Annotated in this window: 14 protein-coding genes; 7 read left to right on the forward strand and 7 right to left on the reverse strand. The window is 42.1% G+C overall.

Translation table 11 applies throughout. The features are described 5' to 3' along the window. The first annotated feature begins 12 nt into the window (after nucleotides 1-12). The 5 genes from AB3N61_RS07465 to hisF are packed head-to-tail and all read left to right on the forward strand — an operon-like array spanning nucleotide 13 to nucleotide 6,911. Nucleotides 13-2,958, forward strand: coding sequence for an LPS-assembly protein LptD (locus tag AB3N61_RS07465; protein WP_367898935.1), 2,946 nt, complete (start codon nucleotides 13-15; stop codon nucleotides 2,956-2,958). 1 nt (nucleotide 2,959) lies between these two features. Continuing rightward, nucleotides 2,960-4,375 carry an undecaprenyl-phosphate glucose phosphotransferase gene (locus AB3N61_RS07470; RefSeq protein WP_036088660.1) on the forward strand — a complete coding sequence of 472 codons (1,416 nt, stop codon included), beginning with the start codon at nucleotides 2,960-2,962 and terminating at the stop codon, nucleotides 4,373-4,375. 24 nt (nucleotides 4,376-4,399) lie between these two features. Next, entirely contained in the window at nucleotides 4,400-4,690 is a 291-nt protein-coding gene (gene gatC, locus AB3N61_RS07475) for an Asp-tRNA(Asn)/Glu-tRNA(Gln) amidotransferase subunit GatC (RefSeq protein WP_020768448.1), read from the forward strand. Continuing rightward, a complete protein-coding gene (gene gatA / locus AB3N61_RS07480) occupies nucleotides 4,687-6,147 on the forward strand; it encodes an Asp-tRNA(Asn)/Glu-tRNA(Gln) amidotransferase subunit GatA (protein ID WP_367898936.1) in 1,461 nt (486 codons plus the stop codon). The genes gatC and gatA overlap by 4 nt, the downstream gene beginning before the upstream one ends. Then, a complete protein-coding gene (gene hisF / locus AB3N61_RS07485; protein ID WP_020768165.1) occupies nucleotides 6,144-6,911 on the forward strand; it encodes an imidazole glycerol phosphate synthase subunit HisF in 768 nt (255 codons plus the stop codon). The genes gatA and hisF overlap by 4 nt, the downstream gene beginning before the upstream one ends. A gap of 247 nt (nucleotides 6,912-7,158) precedes the next feature. Here hisF and AB3N61_RS07490 read toward each other — a convergent pair whose 3' ends face one another. The 5 genes from AB3N61_RS07490 to folD form a co-directional block, all read right to left on the reverse strand. Beyond that, a complete protein-coding gene (locus AB3N61_RS07490; RefSeq protein ID WP_367898937.1) occupies nucleotides 7,159-8,334 on the reverse strand; it encodes an esterase/lipase family protein in 1,176 nt (391 codons plus the stop codon). A 167-nt stretch (nucleotides 8,335-8,501) separates the two neighbouring features. Beyond that, the gene (rlmB, locus tag AB3N61_RS07495; RefSeq protein ID WP_367898938.1) at nucleotides 8,502-9,245 is read right to left on the reverse strand and encodes a 23S rRNA (guanosine(2251)-2'-O)-methyltransferase RlmB; all 744 of its coding nucleotides are present in this window, start codon (nucleotides 9,243-9,245) and stop codon (nucleotides 8,502-8,504) included. Beyond that, nucleotides 9,242-10,651 (reverse strand): cysteine--tRNA ligase, encoded by a 1,410-nt coding sequence (gene cysS, locus AB3N61_RS07500; RefSeq protein ID WP_020768074.1) that lies wholly within the window; start codon nucleotides 10,649-10,651, stop codon nucleotides 9,242-9,244. Before cysS ends, rlmB begins: the two co-directional genes overlap by 4 nt. Continuing rightward, the gene (locus tag AB3N61_RS07505) at nucleotides 10,648-11,613 is read right to left on the reverse strand and encodes an acetylxylan esterase (protein ID WP_020768434.1); all 966 of its coding nucleotides are present in this window, start codon (nucleotides 11,611-11,613) and stop codon (nucleotides 10,648-10,650) included. The genes cysS and AB3N61_RS07505 overlap by 4 nt, the downstream gene beginning before the upstream one ends. Before the next feature lie 16 nt (nucleotides 11,614-11,629). Further along, nucleotides 11,630-12,484 carry a bifunctional methylenetetrahydrofolate dehydrogenase/methenyltetrahydrofolate cyclohydrolase FolD gene (folD, locus tag AB3N61_RS07510; protein WP_367898939.1) on the reverse strand — a complete coding sequence of 285 codons (855 nt, stop codon included), beginning with the start codon at nucleotides 12,482-12,484 and terminating at the stop codon, nucleotides 11,630-11,632. Nucleotides 12,485-12,564: 80 nt separating this feature from the next. Here folD and asnS point away from each other — a divergent pair, with 80 nt between their 5' ends. Both asnS and AB3N61_RS07520 read left to right on the forward strand, forming a co-directional pair. Further along, nucleotides 12,565-13,872 (forward strand): asparagine--tRNA ligase, encoded by a 1,308-nt coding sequence (asnS, locus tag AB3N61_RS07515; protein ID WP_367898940.1) that lies wholly within the window; start codon nucleotides 12,565-12,567, stop codon nucleotides 13,870-13,872. A gap of 148 nt (nucleotides 13,873-14,020) precedes the next feature. Beyond that, nucleotides 14,021-14,815: a tetratricopeptide repeat protein gene (locus tag AB3N61_RS07520; RefSeq protein WP_367898941.1), complete on the forward strand. Its 795-nt coding sequence runs from the start codon at nucleotides 14,021-14,023 to the stop codon at nucleotides 14,813-14,815. Here the strand turns inward: AB3N61_RS07520 and AB3N61_RS07525 are convergent. Both AB3N61_RS07525 and AB3N61_RS07530 read right to left on the reverse strand, forming a co-directional pair. Beyond that, nucleotides 14,784-15,647 carry a hypothetical protein gene (locus AB3N61_RS07525; protein ID WP_367898942.1) on the reverse strand — a complete coding sequence of 288 codons (864 nt, stop codon included), beginning with the start codon at nucleotides 15,645-15,647 and terminating at the stop codon, nucleotides 14,784-14,786. The genes AB3N61_RS07520 and AB3N61_RS07525 overlap by 32 nt on opposite strands. Further along, nucleotides 15,644-17,641 (reverse strand): ATP-dependent DNA helicase, encoded by a 1,998-nt coding sequence (locus tag AB3N61_RS07530; protein ID WP_367898943.1) that lies wholly within the window; start codon nucleotides 17,639-17,641, stop codon nucleotides 15,644-15,646. Before AB3N61_RS07530 ends, AB3N61_RS07525 begins: the two co-directional genes overlap by 4 nt. Nucleotides 17,642-17,645: the final 4 nt, after the last annotated feature.

Genomic DNA, 17,645 nt, shown 5'->3' on the forward strand with positions numbered 1-17,645 from the left:
GCTTAGATCGGAATGCGCCCCTGGATCCGAAATTGTCTATTTTTACTTTTTTTGCCTAACCTAATATGGGGGCAACCGGTCGACCTAGGCCCTAGGGGGCAGGCGGGTGATACGAACTCGGAAGACGATACCCAAAGATCAGTCGTTAAGACTAGAAACCGCCTTTTAAATAGATCCATCGAAGTCCTAAGTGAAAGGGAAGTCGACGAGCAGTTGGAAAACCTAGGTCTTTCCAGGGAAGGTTCGATCTATACCAGACGTAAAAGATTAAAAGCCGCTTTAGGGGAAAAGGAAGACAATAAGCCCGATTTTTCCGCGTTAGCCGGAACTGCTAAAAAAGATCTACCTATGGTAATCGAAAACGCCGCAGAAGGCGAACTTATGCGAGTGGATCAGACCAAGGGCGGGGTTTTGGTCTTACGAGGTCGGGTTCGTATTAAATTGAAGAGCGGAAGTTTGGAAGCGGAGACAATTTCCGTGGATTCGGACCGCCAAGAGGTCTATGCGGAAGGCGGGATCAAATACGAGGATGGAAGGGCAAAGATCACCGGAGATAAATTCATTTATGACTATAGATTGGATAAGGGTGTGGTCTATAATACCAAAGGAACGGTTGCTCCCGCCTACTTTTTCGGGGAGAAGGTAAAAAAATTAGATGATAAACGTTACATGTTGGAAATGGGATACTTCACATCATGTAACGCGGAGAAGCCTCATTATTCTTTTAAAGTGGATAAGGTGGTGCTATACCAGGATCGGACGGTTATAGGAACTAACGTTAAATTCCAAGTCGGAGGTACTACTGTATTCTGGCTTCCATTCTTCTATAATAATAATTTAGGCAACGGTTGGACTACTCAAGCGGGTAAAAATAATACCCAAGGATTATTCATTCAGAACTCTTTACAATGGTCTACGATCCCAACTTGGTCCTGGACTCCTATGGGATATAAATTCCGAGCGGACTTTTATGAAAAAACGGGGCAAGCCTTTCAAATGGAGATGTGGAAGCAAAGCACACATCTCAACTATTTAATAGATATCGGTTATGCAAACCATAAAGCTTACCAGATCACTTCCGGTTTCGAGGATAGATTTGCCAATTACGGTCTCGGCACAAGCGCAGTCACAAACCAGGTGGATAAGGGGAATTATTGGGGAACCAATATCCCGAATATAGGAGAAGATAAAGATCCATGGTGGAAGGGTCGAATATTCTTAAATTCTAAAATGAATAACACGGAGAAGGACGTTACTAGAAACTTATCCGTTCAATATGAGAATTTTACGAACCGTTTATTCGAATACGAATACGGAAATAGATACCAGCCAAGCAATAGTTTGCAGTCATTGTATACTTTTCGAGACGTTCGTTACGGTTATATTCGCAATAATTTGGAATGGAAATTGGACTATACCGAGAATAGGGGAGATCTTTCGGTAAATATCAATATGAAGAGAAATATGCTCTTCTATAACCTTTCTCCTTTGAACAAATCCGGCTATTTTCCTACGGTGGACGTTCTTCCATCCGTTACGATCAAGAATAGTTCCGAGATTACAAGGCTTCCTTATTTTGAGACTCCCGTGTATTGGGATGTGTATTTAACGAATACATTGATGAGATTTTACGGAGTTCCGACGCAGGAAAAATTGAAGATTCCTACTTCCGATGGAAATTACGAAAATCCGAACGGAGATTATAGGGAAAATCTTCTCAGGACCCAGAACTATTTACAGGGGGAAACCGGTTTTAGGACGTCTATGAACTTTGGAAGTTATGTGTCCTTGGCCCCGAGTGTTTATTATGGAGCTAAAAAACAATCCGCTCAGTTGCCGGCGGGAAATACCGATACCGTTTCCACGAATTTTACTTCCTTGGAAAGAAGTTTAGCCAGGGACAGTTACCAATATTTCAGGACAAATACCAATCTAAGAATCGGTGCTCCGATCCTATTCTTTAATACTACGTATCGTAAGTTAGAAGCGGAGAAGCCGGACTTACAAGATCCAATTCTCATGAAAAACCGACAACATGAGATGGAATTTTCTTTAGAAAGTTATGCTTTGGAAAATTTTGAAATCTCTCTAAGGACGATAAGAGACCTTCGGACATTTTCGGACGAATACCAACCTCAGCCTACAAGTCAGGAAAGGTGGTATTATACCGTTTTTCGTTTTGCAGGATACATCGATTTCTTGGAAGGATTCAGCAAAAGAAAGAGAACTCTTTTGGAAAGAAAAAGAAGTTTTTACACCGGCTTGTTCTTTAATAACGATTTTGTGTATCATACTCCTTTGCATCGTCCTTTGTCCAATAATTTCACTCTTTCTTATAAGATGGGGGGATTTCGCCTTCCTTTCCTAAGATATATCCGTGAATTGGAAGTAGGTGGGACATGGTACCATATCTATTACGCTTCTATGATGGATAATTATAGGATCTACGCCAAGGCAAGTATAGATATTACTAGAGAATTCGGGTTTGAGGCGGAGATAGATTCTAGAGTCACGGAACCTTGGAGATATACAAATCAAACCGATAATTATTATTATCAACGATATATTTTGAATACTGACCCTACTTCGCCGTTCACTTCTATGAATATGAATCCTACAAATTTAGGTCAGGATATTATCAACGGTTCCGGAATAAACGGTACCCAAGCGAGACAAACAACCGCTATGAACGTCAATCGTGCGATGGCAGTCTTAAAATACAATCTGCATACAATGAATTTTAGATTGGGTCTAAGTAGTGATCTAAGGTCCGTGCCTGGCGGTACAACCGGAGCGAGTCAGGTGACTTTCTATGATCAATCCATATTTTTTTCCATATCTTTAACGGATTTCAGTTTGGGTCAGGAAGATTCTTCCCAGCTTTCCAGAATACGTCTATTCAGGTTTAGAAAACGTCCGTTTAGGGCAGGTTATACGGAAGGAGTCGAGTCGGAATAATATGTTGAAAGAGAGAAGCCAAACTTTTAAATTATTATTCGTCTTCTTGGACCTGATTTTCTCCTTGGGAAGTTGTGTATTTGCATTCCTTCTCCGTTTCTATGTTGGAGATCCAACGGGAGTGGATAGATCTTATATAGATCTGGAAAGTTATTTTATATTGGGTTCCGTTCTTTCCGTTTCTCAAGTAATCGTTTTTTTATTTATAGATCTGTATCATCCGAGACGTGGACTCTCCTTTTTGGATGAGTTCCTAGCGATCTTCGGGGGTGTGTTCTTAAATTTACTATTCGTATTGTCTATGTTATTCTTCTTCCGAGGGGATTTCGGTAGCGAAAGATTTTCTCGTTCTTTCATTTTAGTTTTTGCCGGGACCAATATTTTTTCTATCGGGCTTCTTCACCTTCTCGCCCGCCAATTCTTACGATATCTTAGAAGTAAAGGTTACAATTTACGCAGGGTTCTTGTGATTGGAACTAGAGAAACTGCGCTACGTTTTGCTGATTCTGTACAAAGGCATCAGATCTATGGATATCAAATCGTCGGTTATGTAAGTTCCGGAAACACGAAGGCCATTCGAAAGGATATGAAGTTAGTCGGAAAAACCGATAAGATAGAAAAGGTTTTATCCGAGGTTAAACCGGACCTAGTTGTCTATGCATTGAATAATGCGGAAGGGGATTGTCTGGAAGCGGTATTGGATGCTTGCGATACGGAAGGTATCGATTTAAAAGTAATTCCCGGTTTCCAAGAGTTTATCAAGGCAAAGGGAAGAGTGGATGAGATGGACGGTCTTCCGGTCATTTCTATTCGAAACATTCCCGTACGATTAGGTTATAATCGGTTCATCAAAAGAAGTTTCGATATTCTATTTTCTCTTTTCTTTATTATACTTTTTTCACCCGTATTTTTGATCATTGCTCTTCTCATCAAATTAAGCTCAAAAGGCCCCGTCTTTTATTATCAGGAGAGGGTCGGCTTAGACAATAAAAGTTTTAAGATGATCAAGTTCAGAAGTATGGTCGTTCAAACCAAGTCACAATCCGAGACTACATGGACGGTCCAAAATGATCCACGGGTGACCGGGATTGGTAAGATACTGCGCAAGACCTCCCTTGACGAAATACCTCAGTTTTTTAATGTGCTTTTAGGAGATATGTCTGTAGTGGGTCCAAGACCCGAAAGACCTCATTTTGTCGAAAAATTCAAAACGGATCATAGGCATTATATGAGAAGGCATGCGGTTAAAGCAGGTATTACCGGTCTTGCGCAAGTCAAAGGTCTGAGAGGAGACACTTCCATCGATGAAAGGATCGATGCAGATATCTACTATATAGAAAACTGGTCTCTTTGGTTGGATATTAAAATCATCCTTCTCACACCTTTAAAAGGTGTGATGGATAAAAATGCCTATTAAGGGAAAAAAAGGAGAACGAAGGCCGTGAACCTAAACGAAGAATCCCTTCAAAAAATCGCAGAGTTATCTAGGCTCAAAATAGATCCGAAGGATATCCAAAACTTCCTTACGGATTTTAATAAGGTGCTGAATTATGTGGATACGATCACTGAGTTAAATGTGAGTTCCGTATCCGACGAGGACTTATATCCGAACGAAGGAAATTCTCTTCGTGTAGATAAAGCGCAAGAGGGCCTAAGCCGCTCTCAGATAGAATCCTTCGCGCCGAGTTTCCAAAACGGATACTTCGTGGTCCCAAAGGTGATCGAAACATGAAAGAACTTTGGAAATTAAAATATTCCGATATTAAAAAAGGTTTAAATTCCGGGGAATTTACTCCTATGGAATTGATCGAGTCTCTTGTCGCTCGTATAGAAGCGGAAGACTCTAAAATTAAGGCATTTCTTTCTTGGGAAAAAGAAAGTATCTTGAAGGCCGCAGCGGAAAGCACCGAAAGAAGAAAATTAGGTAAACCTCTTTCCGAATTCGACGGTATTCCGATCGGAGTGAAGGACAATATCTGTATAGAGAACACGATCACTTCTTGTGCTTCTAAAATTTTGGAAAACTATCGCTCTCCTTTTCATGCGACTGCGATCGAAAAACTTTTAGCAAAAGGGTTTGTTCTCATTCCAAGGGCCAATATGGACGAGTTTGCGATGGGTTCCTCCACGGAAAACTCCGCGTATCAAATTACTAAAAATCCTTTCGATACAACAAGGATCCCTGGGGGATCTTCCGGCGGGTCTGCTGCTGCCGTTGCGGCTTCCTTCGTTCCGGTAGCATTGGGTTCGGATACCGGTGGATCCGTTAGACAGCCTGCATCACTTTGCGGGATCTACGGTTTAAAACCGACTTATGGAACAGTTTCCAGATATGGGCTTGTAGCTTATGCATCTAGCTTAGATCAGATCGGTCCTTTGTCAAAGGACATAGACGGGATCATCGATGTATATTCTGTGATTTCCGGAAAAGATCAGCGGGACGCTACTTCTAAAAATATTCCAGCATTCGATCCTTCTAATGTGAAAGAACTTCCTTGGAAAGAATTGAAAATAGGTAAGATGAAGATAACTTCTGAGATTGAGCCGGATGTTGCAAAGGCTTACGAATCTCTTTTGTCGGAGTTGGAGTCCAAGGGAGCTCAGCTTGTAGAGCTGGATTTTTCTCTTCTTTCCAATTCCATTCCTATCTATTATATCATCGCAACAGCGGAATGTTCTTCCAATCTTTCCAGATTCGATGGGATCCGTTTCGGACAAAGAAAGGACCCGAACGGTAAACTGGAAGATCTATACGTCACAACTAGAAGCGAAGGTTTTGGAAAAGAAGTCCAGAGAAGGATTTTACTCGGAACATTCTCCCTATCCGCCGGATACTACGATGCGTATTATGGAAGAGCTCAGAAAGCCAGAGTTTTGATCAAAAAAGAATACGAAGGTTATTTTTCGAAAGTGGATCTGATCCTTCAGCCTACTTCTCCTACGACTGCTTTCAAAGTGGGTGAAAAAACTTCCGATCCGATCCAAATGTATAAGGCGGATATTCTTACAACTTCCGTGAACTTGGCCGGAGTTCCTGCTATGTCTGTCCCTATCGGTACGGATTCAAAAGGACTTCCGATCGGTTTACAGATCACCGCTCCTGCTTTACATGAAAATAAAATATTCGGTTTTGCTAAAATGATCTCCGACTGGGCTTCTAAAGTAGAATTGCCCGAAAAGATCAAATGAGTGAACTTACCGCGAGAATTATTCCCTGCCTGGATATAAAAGACGGTAGGGTAGTCAAAGGAGTGAATTTTGTAAACCTGGTAGACGCGGGAGATCCTGTCGAATCTGCCGTGGTTTACGAAAAAAATCTCGCTGACGAGTTATGTTTCTTAGACATCACTGCTTCCAGCGATAAAAGAGACATCTTAATTCATTTAGTAGAAGCAGTTGCGGAAAGGATATTTATCCCATTCACAGTGGGCGGAGGAATTCGCACCTTAGACGATGTGAAAGCGGTTTTGGAAAAGGGCGCCGACAAAGTTTCCATAAATACGGCCGCATTCCAAAATCCGGATCTACTTCGAGCAGCCGCGGAAATTTACGGTTCCCAATGTATCGTATGCGCAGTAGATGTAAAATTTCATCCTGATAGACAAAGATACGAAGTATTCCTGCACGGTGGAAGAACAGAGACGGGAAGAGACGCCTTAGACTGGGGACAAGAAGCCCAGGATAGAGGTGCAGGAGAAATATTGCTCACTTCCATGGATAGGGACGGGACTAAAAAAGGATTCGATATCCAATTACTAAAATTATTTTCTTCTAATTTAGAAATTCCTATTATAGCAAGCGGTGGTGCCGGAAATCCGGAACATATGGTGGAAGCGATACTCAGAGGAAAGGCTGACGCAGTTCTTGCGGCATCCATTTTTCATTTTGGGGAATTTACTATCCAAGAAACAAAAGAAAATATGAGAGAAATGGGGATCAAGGTCAGACTCTGAAGATCAATAGGTGAAGAGGAATTCAGAATCTACATTCCTCTCATTGAACATGCGAATCTGACTTGCTAATTTAAGAATATTTTGATATAGAGGCGGATGTGCAATCTTCCCACGAGCCACTCCCCGCCACCCAAAGTTCGGGCGGGGGCCGTCGACTCCACACGCGTTGGAATTCCAACATGCACAAGAAGTTACCTCGCAGCACTTAAAAAATTCGAACTTAGGAATCGATCTTTCCTTCGGTTTTTTACAGTCCGTTCACAATTGTAAGCACTTCAGCGAATACATTATTAAAATGTGTTTTTACTTTTGTGAGTCCGCCTCCTGTTCCACCTTCATTCCTAAATGACATTTGGGAATGATCCATATCGGTTACAGTGTGTTCTGTTCCGGCCCTATTATTCAACAATGCGGAAGCTAAAGGTACAATCCCGTCTGAGCTAGCAAACACCGGATTCCCATTTGTGATCACTGTACAAGCAGCTTGATATGTACCTGCATGATCGGCACCACCGCAATTTCCAGCACCCATATCCCCGCCGTAAACGGTTGTAATGGAGTCTCTGGAAGTATTTGCGATCATACTTTCTAAGAAGAAGTTAAATGCTTGGTTCGTTCCGTCTACAATCGTAGGAGAGATTGGATCTACGCCTGCACTAATCCCGTTGGTATACGCAAGTCCTTGTCCGCCGGGAGTGTCCGTCATAAATTTAATAATTGTTCCGATGGCGGTTAAATCTCCCGTGTATTGAGGTGAAGAATACGGAGATCCGTAATATGGAGTTCCTAAAGTGACTATATGATCTATCACATTCTTAGTATTATTTGCATGTTGGACTGCCGCTCTCGAAACAAGACCTCCCATTGAGTGAGCCACAACTACCACTTTGTCGGAAGATGTGAATGCTGCATTTAGAGAGTCGATGAATCTTCTTCCGTTCACTTGAATATAATCGGAAGTTCTATACGTAAAAACATAAATTTCGACTGTATCATACACACTACTGCTATAACCGCCGGGTAGATCGGTGGTCTGAGTGATGAACGCGAGGCCTTGGTTCCAAGTGCCAAGTAGGTTTGCCACTTTTTTATTAAAATCGGTAGGAAGATCCGTTTGCCTTTCCGCAAAGTCCCAACCATGGATAAGTATGATTTTTGCTTTAGAATTATCTCGCTGAAAATAAGGATCTTGAAAATACAGGGGAGAAAGGCTTCCCACTGCCATATCCGGGAAGACCGTAGAAAATTTATATAATGCGTGGTTCTGTTCCGCAAAATATGCAGAAATGATATAATCTTTAATTTGATCCGCTAATGATTTGTTATCGGAAGGTGTGAGCCTGTCCTGTAAATAATCGCAATTTCCGAAAGATAGAAGTGTAAAAAATAAGAACAGAGTTCGGAAAGATAAAAATCTTTTCATTCGATATAATCCAAATTTCCGGAAAACGTCATGTTGGAGTTCCTTCAAGACATCGCAGAAGATATTATAGAAAGTCTGTTACTGATCCTCAAAAATCGCAAGCTAGAATTTGATCTAAACTTTCTCTTTCCATCGTAACAAAAAGGAAATAAATGTTTGAGTAAGATTTACTTTGGTCGGTTTTTCAAACGATCGAGTACAATCCCGGTGGCGACTGTCACATTTAAAGAGGAAATATGACCGTGAAGGGGAATACGGACCGTAAAGTCGGATTTTTCCATTAAGATCCTTTTTAGACCTTCTCCTTCATTTCCCATCAGGATCACGAGTTCTTCCCAGGCGGGGATTTTGGACCAATCTTCCGTACCTTTATCGGAAGTGGAAACCACCCAGAAATTTCGTTTTTGCAGTTTTTCTAATATTTGTGCCAGGTTCCCGACTTTAAAAACGTTAAGATAGGCGAGGGCACCTGACGCTACTTTTTCCACCGCAGGAGTGATTCCGGAGGAATCCCTTTCAGGTATAAGGACTGTTTCTACTCCGAAACATTCTGCCGTTCTCAAAATATTTCCCAGGTTGCCCGGATCTTGGATCCGGTCCAAAACCAGGATCGGTCCCTTGCAGTTTTCCAGATGTGAATCGAACGATTTTTTATCTCCGGAGTGGAGTTGGATCCGGAGTGCAAGTACTCCTTGGTGATTCACACCTGGAGCCATTTTGTCTAACTTACTGGGAGAAGCTTCTTTGATAAGAAGTTTCTCCCCTAAATCGGAGAGAATATCTTCTAGTTCTTTTTTGGCTCCGGAAGTCAGCCAAATTTCTTGGAAGGGGAGTTCGGAACCTCTTTCAATATGTCGCTCCAGAATTTCTCGGATATTTCTTCTTCCGTAGATATAATCCTGGCGGCTCATTTTCTCTTCCAGCGAAGACCTTCTTTTGTGTCTTCGATTACAATTCCTAATTCGTTCAGTTTGTCTCTGAGTCTATCGGCTTCCGCAAAGTTTTTGTTTTTGCGTGCTTCCTGTCTTTGTCTAACAAGTTCGTCTATCTCGGAGTCCAAAACTTCCACTTTTCTCTCGAAACTAAGAACCCCTAAGATGGAATCTATTTTATAGAATAATTCTAGTCTTTTGAGGATATCATTCTCGTTCGGAGAATTTTGATCCAAGTATTGGTTGGAATCTTTTACTAATTCAAAAACGGATGCTAAAAATTTGGAAATATTCAGATCGTCTGCGAGGCTATCTAAAAATTCCTCCCAGGAAGCGACTTCGGCTTTTCCCTGAGGTTGGAATACTTTTCCTAATTTAGATAATTCTTCTAATAATCGATTGATACAGTTTTGGATCTTTGAAACGGACCCGGCCGCTTCTTCTAATCTTTCTTTTGTGAAGTTTAATTTGCTTCTATAATGTGCGGAGAGTAGAAGGAAGCGGATATTACGCGGTTCCGCACCTTCTTTTATCAAATCCCTTAGGGTGAAAAAGTTGCCCTTGGACTTGGCCATCTTTTCTCCGTTTACGAGTAGATGTTCGGAGTGAAGCCAATATTTTACGAAAGATTCTTCCGGATAAGCTCCTTCGCTCTGAGCGATCTCATTTTCATGATGAGGGAAGGTGAGATCCACTCCTCCGGTATGGATATCCACTCCGGAGCCGTAAACATCGCGCACCATGGCAGAACATTCCAAATGCCAGCCTGGTCTTCCGGAGCCTATCTCAGTCTCCCAAGAAGGTTCTCCCTTTTGTTTCGGGAATTTCCAAAGAACGAAATCTCTTACATCGTCTTTGTCATATTCGTCGGTATCGTAACGTGTCCCCGTTTTCATACCGCTTACGTCTATTTTGGAAAGTTTTCCGTAATTTTTGAACTTGGAGATGGAATAATACAAACTTCCGTCTTTTTCGTACACAAGTCCTTGGGCCTGAAGATGTTTTATGATCTCCACCATGGAAGGGATAGAATCGGTGGCTCTAGGGTAATGTTCCAACTTTTGAATATTCAAAGATTCTAAATCTTCTTGGAACGCTTTGACCCATGGTTCGGTGAATTCTCTGATACCTTTCCCTTGGGCTAAAGATTCACGAATGATTTTGTCGTCGATATCGGTGATATTCATGGTCATATCCGGCTTATAACCGAATGCAACTAAAGCTCTTCTAAGAAGATCCACGAATAGGAATGCTCGCAAATTTCCCAAATGTGCGAAGTTATAAACCGTAGGTCCGCAGGAATATACTCTAACTCTGTCCGGAAATTCCGGGCGGAATACTTCTTTGTTTCCGCTGAGAGAGTTATGGAAACGGATCTCTTTCATTCAGGGAACAGGATCTCTTTCGCAAATTCCAGATTGGCCAAATTCTGTTTGTCCCCCGCGATCCCCGCTTCGTTTCCTTCCGTAGGATAAACCTGCATTCTTTTATCGCAAACCAGGTGATTGAATAATGCAAAAACGGATTTAGGGTGAGAGACTTTATCTTCCATTCCGACGGAAACTAAAGTTGGAATCTTGATCTTTTTGGAAAAATTCAAACTATCAAAGTAAGAAAGATTTTTTTTAAGTTGGGCCTTTTTGGATTTAGAGTTGGAGATCTGTTCCGAAATTTCTTTGGACCAGCTTGTTCCTAATTTCAGTTGAGTGTCGTCCACGTGGCAAAAATTAGGAGTTTCTAATATAAGAGCTTTGACTCTAGGTGAATTTGCGGCCCCGAACAAAGCCATTGAAGCTCCGATCCCTTTTCCGGCCAAAATGATCTTATCGCCATCTATACCGTCTGTGAGCCTTAAAAATTCGATCGTGCGGATCACATCCAAGTAATTTGCTTTTAGAAAGAAGGATTCCTTGGCTTCTAATCCTTTTCTATAATATCCTGGAGTCCAATCCGGATCCGGGATCTCGCCTTCCTTCAAAACTGGACGGATTAGTTGAGTTCCGTGACCTCGGAGGTCCAGGATCAGTTGGGCCACTCCTGCTTCCGTCAGTCCCTTAATGATCTGGGGTCTGTCTTTTGCATAATCGTGGAAATAGACGAGAACGGGAAGATCCCCTCGCTTTCGGGGGATCACCAAACTGCCTGTAAGCGTTGCGTTCCCGTAAGATTGGAAAGAAATATCGTAAATGGTTTCTTTTAAAATGGTCCCTTTGAGAAGAGCCTTGGTTTGGTTTTTAACAGGAAACCCTTTAAGTTCACGGATCGACTCCGCCCAAAAATCGTCCAAATCTGCGGGAGGAGAGAACGGAGGATATGTCTGGAAGCACTCGTCGAAACTGATAGCCATCAGAGTTACATCGTTTTCATTTCAACGGGGGTGTAAAGTGATCTTTTGCGGAATACAAAGTCTGGAGTAGAAGGACTGAAATTGTCATAGGTCCTACACCACCCGGAACAGGAGTGTAATAAGAGGATTTTTCCCATGCTCTGGAAATTTCGATGTCTCCTACGTTTCCTGGATTATAGCCTGCATCCAATAATACTGCGCCCGGTTTGATCCAATCCGCTTTGATAAACTCAGGCTTTCCTACCGCGCCAACAACGATATCCGCCTGGGATACGATCTCAGGCAAATTTTTGGTTTTGGAATGGCAAAGAGTAACGGTCGCGTTCATTTCTGTTAGAAGCATCGCCATCGGTTTTCCCAAAATAGGAGAACGACCGACCACCACGGCTCTTTTTCCTGCGGGGTCAATCCCGTATTCTTTTAATAAAAGGACCATACCGTAGGGCGTGCACGGAAGATAGGTTTCCACTCCCATGGACAATTTGCCGAATGACAATGTAGTAACCCCGTCTACATCCTTATGTAAAGCGATCCGATCGAATGCTGCTCTTTCATCTATCTGAGGCGGAGAAGGGTGTTGTAAAAGAATTCCGTGAGTGTCTGGATCCGCGTTCAATCTATCTATAACAGCAATTAATTCCTCGGTTGTAGTAGTTTCCGGAAGTTCGATCTTTTCGGAGATCATCCCTACCGCATGGCAGGACTTGACTTTCATATTCACATACGTTTCAGAAGCCGGATCGTTCCCGACCAGGATCGTTGCGAGTTTCGGGGGCTTTTTTCCGGAAGCCGTGAGAGTCTTGATCTCTTCGGCGATAGAATCTTTTATTTTTTGGGAAAGTTTTTTGCCATCCAGTAAAATCGCGGTCATGGGTTCAGGATTTAGCTTCCGGTCCCGATGTCATCCGAAAATAATCCTTTTCAGTCGGGTAGAATGCTTAAAATAGGATCATGTCCGAAGTTTCCACCATTGATCTAAATCGTTTGCCGGAACATGTAAATCAAACCGTACGGATCCAAGGTTGGGTCCACGGTTTGAGAGGATCTAACGCCAGACAATTTTTAAGTCTGAGAAATTCCGGAAAGATACTGCAAATACTCGCAGAAAAAGAGATTTTGGGAGAAGATCTGTTCTCCGAGATCAAACACCTAAAGCAGGAAACTTCCGTCGAGGTAGTCGGCAAATTAGTGGAGAATGAAAAGTCTCCCATCGGGTACGAACTTGTACTTTCTTCCTTCAAGAAGGTGGGGGAATCGGAAAATTATCCGATTACACCCAAAGAACATGGGATCGACTTCCTACTTTCCCAAAGACATCTATGGTTACGTTCCAGTAAGCAGCTTGCCATTATAAAAGTAAGAAGTGAACTTTCTTACCAGATCCGGAAGTATTTTCATGATAATCAATTTACCTTAATCGATACTCCCATATTAACAGGTTCGATCGGAGAATCGGCCGGTACGTTATTCTCCACCGAATACTTCGATCTTGGAAATGCCTATCTCGCTCAAACGGGACAATTATACTTGGAAACTGCCATATTCGCCCATAACAAAGTGTACTGTTACGGACCTACATTCCGAGCGGAGAAGAGTAAGACCAGACGACATTTGACGGAATTCTGGATGGTGGAAGCTGAAACCGCATTTTTAACACATGCAGAAAACTTAAAATTACAGGAAAATTTTGTAAAAACAGTGATCCGAGAAACTGTAGCCGCCTGTGGTCCGGAACTGAAAGTTTTGGAAAGGGATCCTTCTTCTTTACTAGATTATATTTCCAAACCTTTCGCATTGATAGATTACAAGGAAGCCTTGGAATACCTACAATCCCAGAAAGAAGATATAGTTTGGGGGGACGATATCAATTCCGAAAGAGAACAGATGCTTTGCCAAAAATTCGGCGGACCCGTTTTTATCCAAAAATATCCTAGAGAAGCAAAAGCGTTCTATATGAAAGTCAACCCGGAGGATCCAAGAACGGTGCTTAACGCGGATCTGATCGCCCCAGACGGAGTAGGGGAGATCATCGGCGGTTCGGAAAGAGAAGAAAGTTACGAAAATATCACTAAAAGGTTAGAAGAAGAAAACCTTCCTGTGGAATCTTATGAATGGTACTTGGAATTGAGAAAATACGGCTCCGTTCCCCATTCAGGTTTCGGGCTCGGGACGGAAAGATTGATCGCTTGGATCTGCGGACTACAACATGTCCGGGAATGTATCCCTTTCCCTCGAATGATGGAAAGGTTGTATCCTTAAGGACTAATTTCGCATAGAGCTTACAAAGAACACAGAGCTTACTTTTTTTTAACTCCGTGAACTCTGTGTCTCCATGCGAAACATCTTTGGGCTAAAAAAAATCGCAGGAAAAAGTGCGATTGGCCGATACCAAAAATAGAGGTATCGTATGGCTAAAAGTTCCGCCCTTTCCACACAGCTTTCTTTGGAAGAGTCCGCTTGGGAACTCTTTGAAACAGGAGCTTACGAGGAAGTAACCAAACTAGCGGAGAAGAATGCGAAGAACGTGTTCTTAAATCATTTAAGAGCGGTTTGTGAATTCGAAACGGAAACAAATACTGCCAATAATTTTCCTTTAGAAGGAAAAACGGTCCTCACACCTTTACTCGGCGCATATTTGCATAGAGCTAAAGGAAATTCAAAAGAGGCTGCGGTATTATTCCACGAATACTTCAAGGCATCCTCCAGCCCTGTATCCTATTCAATTCTAACCACTGGGATCAAGGCATGCGAAGAAGTGGGAGCCCACAAAGCCTGCGCGGATCTCATCCAAAGATATAAGGCACTTTGGTCCGATGGATATTTTGCCAGACTCGAATTTTTTTCCCTCTATCATTTAAGAAAATTCGAAGAAGCATTAAAAGTATTTAGAGAAAATTCTGAAAACTTAAAAGAAGACAGAGATGTTCTGGCATCTTTAGGATTATGTTTTGTTCATATAGGAAAATTCGAAGAAGCGTGTAATATCCTGGAAAAACTTCCAGGTGCAGGCGAGATCCCTTCTTACGAAGAGAAAGTGACCGAATATTCCGACAGGATCAAAAATATTCCGAAATATGAAGCCAGAAAAAAAGAACTTTCTAGGACGGAACTTTTGGATTTGGGATATGCGTATTTATTCTCCGAGTCGTATAAAAAGGCGGAAGAGGTATTTACTTCTCTTGTTTCCTTAGGATCACGATAACTTTTCCTTTCAAAAGTGCCTCCCTGGATTTGGGGGAGGCTAGGATCTTTTCCGCATCTTCGTTCGAGATCACAAGATCCGCTCCTAATTTTCCAAAAACACCCAAGGCGGTAGTCAAAAGCGGCTTTGACCCTGCTACCTCTTCCTTCATTGCATCCTGAACTCTAGAAAAGTAACGAATATAACCGTAATTCACTATGGAACTTTTTTTGACGAATAAGGGAGAATAGATCCCGATCCCATCCTCGTCCCTGATCTCCGAGAACAAAGCTGGCACAACTTCCAAATGTCTTGCATCTACTATGAGCCCTGTATAAGGGTCCGCTGGACTATGGATCGGATGAGCTTCCGGAAAATTTTCGGAAGAATAAGGGAGAGTAATATGGGAAAGGATCCCTTTTTTCCCTTTTAAAGAAAGAATGCCGGTTGCGATTAGCTGATTTCCTTTGAATTGATTATGGATCTCGATCGGCTCCTTCTCGTAGATCTCTTGGAAAATTTCGCGAAAGGACTCGTCTTGTTCGATCTTTTCACGCAAGAGAAGATTGGAATCCAACTTAAGATTTTCCATACTTCTATATAAGTATTTTTTAATTTCTTCCTTTGCTGTCTCTTTGGCGATGTTTCGAGCTTCCGTGATATTTTTTGCGGTTCCGATCTTATTATAATCGGGATCGTCGGGATGAAACGAGATTTTCGGAAGTTTAACTTCCACAGTTTTACGGATCTCACCCGTTCTCCAATTTACGATCGTTTCCGTTTTGTCTTTGGATTCCCAGGAATAAAGGGAAAGACCTGAGATCAAAAAGAATACAAGCGTCTTACATTTCATACCGCTTCTCCGGAAGAATAATTGGGAAGTTTAGAATATTCTAATTTTAGTTGGTTCCATTCGGAGATCCGTTTTGCAGGGGGAAGTGAATCGATCAGATCCTTGCCGTATGATTTGGTCCAAATCCTAGAATCTAATAGACTCACTATGCCGGTATCCCTTTCGGAACGGATCAACCTTCCAAAACCTTGTTTTAGTACCGTAGTTGCATAAGGAAGTTGTAGATCCTTGAATGGATTTCCACCTTTTTCCTTTAACTTCTCACTTCTTGCTTCCAGCACCGGATCGTTCGGAGGTTGGAAAGGAAGTTTTGTGAGGATCACGGATCTGAGTTTATCACCTCTAATATCCACTCCCTGCCAGAAGGAAGCTACTCCAAAAAGTACCGCGTCCTTTTCCGCTAAAAACCGATTCTTAGCCGCTTCGGGGCCCATTTCCAATTGAGAGATCACTGGAAGATCCGTAAGAGGGCGGATCGTTTCTATAATTTCGTTTAAGGATTTGTTCGAGGTAAATAGAACGAATGCTCCACCTTTAGTAAGCTCGATCAATTTTAAAATATAACGAGAAAGGTCCGCCGCATTTCTTTCCGGAGATTCGGTTGCATCCTTGATATCTTTCGGCAAAAAGAGCAATGCATTCTTTTCATACGGAAAAGGAGAAGCCACCAATTTAGAACGAGAAGGTAATCTTCCGATCCGATCCGCAAAATAGCCAAGGTCGCCCTTATTTGTGGAAAGTGTTGCAGAAGTGAAAATTATACTTTCCGTTCTTGGCTCCAACACTTCCCGCAATATTGTTTCCGATTTTAAAGGTTGGGTCAGAAGTTTCGGGAACATCTCTTTCGTTTTCGTATTCGGGGGATCCGCCCAATAAACTCTTTCTCCTTCGTCCATTGTGCGGAAAAGATGTAAACCTTCTGCGATCTGACCGATCCTTCCGGAAGACATTTCTATTTCCATTGCGATCTCTTTCTCTTCCAACTCGTCGCTTTCTTTAGAATATTTTTTTAATTCTATAAGAAGCGCTTCTTGCAAAGAATCTAATGCTGCTTCTAATTCTCCTCCGTCCATTTTTAACGGTCTGCGGATCCGTTGGGAACCGTAAAAGTTGAGCGGAAGTTCTCCTACTACCTTATTGAAACAAAGGAAAAGTTTTTCTCCTGCAAGATTGGCTAGATCATTGATCTTAGGAGAATTAAGCCTTGATCCGAGTCCCGATTTTTTCTGGGAATTCCAAACACCTTGTAAAAGTTTTTGGATCTCCAAAGATGATAATTCTATTCTGAACGCATTTCCTAAAACTTCCGGAAAATTATGAGCCTCATCGATTACGATCTTTTTAAAGTCCGGAAGTATATTAAAATCCGATGCTATATGCGCCGCGAGTAGGGAATGATTTACGATCAGAAGATTGGACTTCTGCCATTTGGCCCTTTCTAAAAAATAAAATGAATGAGAAAAATTCGGGCAACTTCTTCCTAAGCAAGAGTCCGCCTCTCTGGTTACCTTGGACCAAAAATCAGGGGAGGCATATCCATCGTATTCTTGCCTTCTTCCCGATTCGGATTGGTTTACCCAATCCTTAAATGAATTCAGATGTTCCATCATCTCGGGACCAAAGGTCCCTTGTGTGAGAACATTTCCTAATTTTCTTTTGCAGACGTAATTGGAAGCTCCCATTGCGATCTCTGCTTTTACTTCCTGTCCCAAAATTTGGGAAACAAGAGGGATGTCTTTTCGAATGAGCTGGTCTTGTAGAGCTTTTGTTTCCGTAGAGATGACTACGATCTCTTCTCCTTCTATCGCGCTCATTGCCGCAGGGATCAAATATGCTAAGGATTTTCCCACACCTGTTCCCGCTTCCACGATCAAATGTTCCGAACCGGCAAACGCTTGTTCCACACTATTTGCCATTTGGATCTGGCCCGATCTAGATTCGAAATCAGGCCAAAGTTTGGAAAGTTTTTTGAATTGTTCTTCGACTTTACTCAAAGGT

It is taken from the genome of Leptospira sp. WS58.C1 (assembly GCF_040833995.1).
Lineage (GTDB): Bacteria > Spirochaetota > Leptospiria > Leptospirales > Leptospiraceae > Leptospira_B > Leptospira_B cinconiae.